The sequence below is a fragment of the Microcystis sp. M165S2 genome (assembly GCF_020245885.1).
GTDB lineage: Bacteria > Cyanobacteriota > Cyanobacteriia > Cyanobacteriales > Microcystaceae > Microcystis.
This window is the reverse complement of sequence record NZ_JADBTZ010000215.1, coordinates 1-4,325: the sequence shown is the minus strand read 5'-3', so window position 1 is coordinate 4,325 and position 4,325 is coordinate 1. Positions and strand designations below refer to the sequence as shown.

The 4,325-nt window shown below is 42.8% G+C and carries 5 protein-coding genes and 1 pseudogene; 2 read left to right on the top strand and 4 right to left on the bottom strand.

The window, feature by feature from the left end:
• The 3 genes from IM479_RS11115 to IM479_RS11105 all read right to left on the bottom strand — a co-directional run.
• Nucleotides 1–233, bottom strand: a 233-nt coding sequence (locus IM479_RS11115) for a helix-turn-helix domain-containing protein (RefSeq protein WP_287699407.1), incomplete at its 3' end; no start/stop codon positions are given.
• Nucleotides 234–327: 94 nt separating this feature from the next.
• A complete protein-coding gene (locus IM479_RS11110) occupies nucleotides 328–600 on the bottom strand; it encodes a DUF3143 domain-containing protein (RefSeq protein ID WP_287687156.1) in 273 nt (90 codons plus the stop codon).
• 5 nt (nucleotides 601–605) lie between these two features.
• On the bottom strand, nucleotides 606–1,100 hold the full coding sequence (locus IM479_RS11105; RefSeq protein ID WP_002763788.1) for a J domain-containing protein: 495 nt from the start codon (nucleotides 1,098–1,100) through the stop codon (nucleotides 606–608).
• Between the two features lie 48 nt (nucleotides 1,101–1,148).
• Between IM479_RS11105 and IM479_RS11100 the strand changes: the two genes are divergently transcribed.
• Both IM479_RS11100 and IM479_RS11095 read left to right on the top strand, forming a co-directional pair.
• Complete coding sequence (locus IM479_RS11100) at nucleotides 1,149–1,712, top strand: thylakoid membrane photosystem I accumulation factor (RefSeq protein ID WP_287076000.1); 564 nt, start codon at nucleotides 1,149–1,151, stop codon at nucleotides 1,710–1,712.
• Nucleotides 1,713–1,983: 271 nt separating this feature from the next.
• On the top strand, nucleotides 1,984–3,546 hold the full coding sequence (locus IM479_RS11095; protein ID WP_287687155.1) for an iron uptake porin: 1,563 nt from the start codon (nucleotides 1,984–1,986) through the stop codon (nucleotides 3,544–3,546).
• Between the two features lie 503 nt (nucleotides 3,547–4,049).
• On the opposite strand, the pseudogene IM479_RS11090 reads toward IM479_RS11095, so the two are convergent.
• Nucleotides 4,050–4,325, bottom strand: a pseudogene (locus IM479_RS11090) (hypothetical protein); the annotation flags it as partial.

The window sequence follows — 4,325 nt, the reverse complement described above, 5'->3', positions numbered from 1 at the left end:
GGTAAAGGTACACAACTAACTTCGTTTAAAAAGTCTAATTCTTCTTGCTTTTTCCAATCGGTTAGCATTGAAGAAGTTTGAGCGTAGCCTACTCTTTCTTGTCTTTCGTACCATGCTTGTGTTCGTTCGTGGAGAGCTTTATTGTAAACTAATCTTACACAGCCCAAAGTGCGCCGCAATAGCGACTCTTGTTCTGGTGTGGGGTAAAATCGAAACGAATAGGCTTTTTCCATGGGGAGCATTTTAGCATATATTCCGTAAATGTGCTAGTATTTAACGGTAAAGCCGTCGTAGAACGACGGGGTTTCAGACCCAAATTTTCGATGATTAGGGACCGGAAAAAACCGCCGCTTCGATATCTTGGCGACTAAGGGAGTATTTAAAAGCGCGATTGATGTCACTGCCGTCATTTGCTGCCCGAAAGTAACGAACGGTTATTTCTTCGATATCGAGGCAGATTTCCGCTTTCCATGTTGGTTTTTCGACGATCCAACAGTGGATATTCTCGGTATTTTTCCGACAACCTAACTTAACTAGCCATGCTTCGATCGCCGGTAAGGGATGATTATAGAGGGGAGTATCGGCAGTGGGAATCTTCATCGCATCTAAATCAAAAATAATTGGGCTACAGTGACGGCATTCTCTCCTCGAAGCATAGCAATAATCACCGCTAGTAACAAGCAGCCCAGCAGGGTGAGTGCCAAGATAAACAAAGCAAAAATTTCTCCTGAAGATAGGGGGCGATCGGTAGGATCGAGATAGGCGCTACGATTAGCTATGGGTTCATCGCTATCGGGGATAGTTTGGATGACATTCCAGCGCGAGTAACCTATCTGTAAATCATACAGGGAACGGCGATCGGGATTACTCAGGGTGGCATAAGCTTCGTTAAGACGCTGGAATTTAACCGTTGCCACTTCGGGGCTGAGTTCGGTAGTATCGGGATGGTATCTTTTGCTTAGTTCCCGATAGGCGCGTCTCACTTCGATCACCGAGGCACTCGGATGTAGCCCTAGAATGGCATAATAAGTATTGGCAAAGCGCGAGTTAGCGGCAATGACTCGCGAGGTGGTTTGGGAATTATCGCGCTCGAAGGTCACAAGATTTTTTAAACTAAAAATTGTCTTAATATTTTAACCCTGTTGATCATGAAATCTCGTTATCGGCCGCGTCTTCAGATCTGTCTTGTCTTTCTTATTGTTGCTCTGACGAGTTTGTCTCCTTGGCTAACCCCTAGCGCCTATGCGGGGATCGATGATGATCGCCTCGATGGTAATATTTTTGTGGTCTATGCGGGTAATGGTTCCCTCGTACCGCCGCGTTTAAATTTAGCGGAAACTTTTCAACGGAAAATTCCGGCTATTATTGTCTATTATCTGGATGATAGTAGTGATTGTAAGCAATTTGCGGCGATTGTCTCCCGTTTTCAAGAGTTTTACGGTCGCGCCGCCAGTATTATCCCCGTTACTGTCGATTCTATCCCCTTAAAGTCTTCCTATCGTCCCGATGAGCCGGGTTACTATTATCGCGGTGGGGTTCCCCAAACGGTGGTTTTAGACCAACAAGGTAAAGTGGTTTATGATGGTTTGGGCAATGTTAAATATGAAGATGTGGATGATGTCTTAAGAAAGGTTTTTGAGCTTTTGCCTCGATCGCAATCGCTAGAGTTAAAAAGACGCTCTTTTAACGAGTTTAACGCTGAATTGCGCTAGTCACCTCGTTTTTTATCCTCAATTGAACCAAAAATAATCATTTAGAGATGCTGTCAGCAGCGTCTCTATCTTGTTTTTAGGAACAATAAAATTATTTACTTATTGCTTTTATTATCATTTAATATCTATTTAAACCGATAAAAACTAGGCAATTCAGATTTTATCTGAAGTAACATTTGACAAATATTAGCAACAGTGCCAGACTGGAAAAAGTTTGCTAACCTGATTATATTGAGAACAATAATCATTCTTATAGGTGTGAGAGACAGCAATGAAAATCAAGCAAAATTTCCTAACAGGAGCGATATTACTGGGTTTTTCTGGTCCAGTACTGGCTAATAGTCTCGAAAACCTCTCTAGTAACCCCATGGCACAGGTGACGACGGTGAATCAATTGCGGGATGTTTCTCCCACCGCCTGGGCTTTTGAGGCATTAAGAAGTCTCGTGGAGAGGTATGGTTGTATAGTAGGTTATCCTGACCGTACTTTTCGCGGCGAACGCGCTTTAACTCGTTGGGAATTTGCCGCCGGGTTGAATTCCTGCTTAAATACCCTAGAAAGATTGATTCAAGAAGGAGTAGCGGTATTAAAAGAAGATCTAGACAGAATCAAGCGATTAGTCAGCGAATTCGAGACAGAATTAGCAGCTTTAGGGGCAAGAGTTGATAACTTAGAAAATCGAGTCGCTTTTCTGGAAAATAATCAATTTTCCACCACCACTAAATTAACCGGGGAAGTGGTAATGGCATTATATGGGGTAGCCACAGGAGAAAAAAACGGTGGTGAAGCGATTCCCCAAGTACCAGCTTTTGGTTATCGGGCCCGTTTAGAATTAAATACTAGCTTCACAGGCAAAGATTTACTCTATACCCGTCTAGCAACGGGAAATATTGCCGATTTAGCCGATACTACGGGAACTTTTGAAAGTACCTTAGCCTTTACCCAACCCGACGGCAATGATTTATTGCTAGAAGTTTTAAACTACAGTTTCCCCCTAACGGAAAATATCTACCTCTGGTTAGAAGCGACGGGAGGTGCTAAAGATGACTTTACCAATACCCTCAACTTTTTGGATGGAGATGGTGCTAGTGGGGCGCTTTCCGATTTTGGCACCCGCAATCCCCTTTATTTTGCCCCCGGACAAACTGGACTCGGTTTACAGGGTAATTATGGGGCTTTGCAATTCAGCGCCGGTTATCTTGCCGGGGATGCTAATGATCCTAACCCGGGAGCGGGTTTATTTAACGGTTCCTATACTGCCCTAGGGCAGCTGGGTTATGTTCCAAACGAGAATTTTGGCATTGCTTTATCCTACTTTCATGGTTATAACCAATTAGACACGGGGACGGGAAGTCAGCGCTCGAATTTCCGATTTTTCACCGAAGAACTATTCGGGGAGGCTGTCCCGACCATTAATAATAGTTTGGGTTTACAATTTAGTTGGCGAATTGTCGATGGTTTTGTTCTCGGTGGTTGGGGGGGTTACACAAAAGCTATCACCCTTAGCACTTTAAATGGACAAATAGAACGCGGGGATTTAGATATCTGGAATTGGGCGGTAACTTTGGCTTTTCCTGATTTATTTAAAGAAGGAAATACGGCGGGTATTATTGTTGGTATGCAGCCTTGGGTATCTAATTCTAGCATTAGATTAAATGATGGTAGTGCCACTAATGATCCCGATACTTCCTTTCATATCGAAGGATTTTATGAGTGGAAACTCACCGATAATATTGCCCTTACTCCAGGGGTAATCGTGATTACTTCTCCTAACTCGAATAACAACAATTCTACCTTAGTTATCGGTACTATCCGCACGACTTTTACTTTCTGATTTGTCTAGGCAGCCGGTCAGCAATAAAGATAAAGTCTGACGGGATTTGACATCATCTCTCGACGACCGGCTGCTGTTCCGTCGTTCCCCAGTCTCCTATCGCTTTTAAATAGGATTTAGTATCAGTATAACAGTCAGTCAATTTACCATTCGCCGATGAGAATAAGTAGGGTAATTGCAGGTTATTTTGTATAAATTATAACAAACAAAAATACCTGACTATTATTTTTAGCAGGTTGAACTAAGAGGAGTTAATCTGAGAGAAAGTAATACTAAATCCGTTGAGTATAGGCTACTTATGGGGACAGGCAAAAGGCAATAGGCAAAAGGGGCAATAGATAATCAGTCTTTAATAACCGGATTTAGTATAAAAAGTTATGTAGGGCTGGCTGAATAAATAGACCTCTGGTAAAAATCAAAAATTGTTGTTAGGGTTAGGAGTCAGTAGCCAGTAGTCAGGAGTCAGGAGAATTAAGAATAGACCGCTCACTACCTTAAGAAATCTAGTTGCTCAGAAATTCCAGTTGCCCCTGCATTTCTTCTGGTGACTTGGTGTTAATCAACTTTAATACTCCGCGCATCAAGTCACCGATTTCATATCGTTGTTGTGGAGCTAAAATAATTCCCCTATGAGATAAGCCCTGCTCAATTGTGCCTATATCAGTAGTAGTAGTCATGGTTTGTACTTTGGTGATGAGCCGTGGATTACTCCCCAGTCTAACATTAATTAGGGTCTGCTGAAAAAGTTTTTCGGTGGGGGTTGGGGGTTGGGGGTTGGG

Bases quoted from the DNA above. Each gene is read 5' to 3' on its own strand.
- IM479_RS11110 (WP_287687156.1), bottom strand. From the start codon at position 600: ATGAAGATTCCCACTGCCGATACTCCCCTCTATAATCATCCCTTACCG.
- IM479_RS11100 (WP_287076000.1), top strand. From the start codon at position 1,149: ATGAAATCTCGTTATCGGCCGCGTCTTCAGATCTGTCTTGTCTTTCTT.
- IM479_RS11095 (WP_287687155.1), top strand. From the start codon at position 1,984: ATGAAAATCAAGCAAAATTTCCTAACAGGAGCGATATTACTGGGTTTT.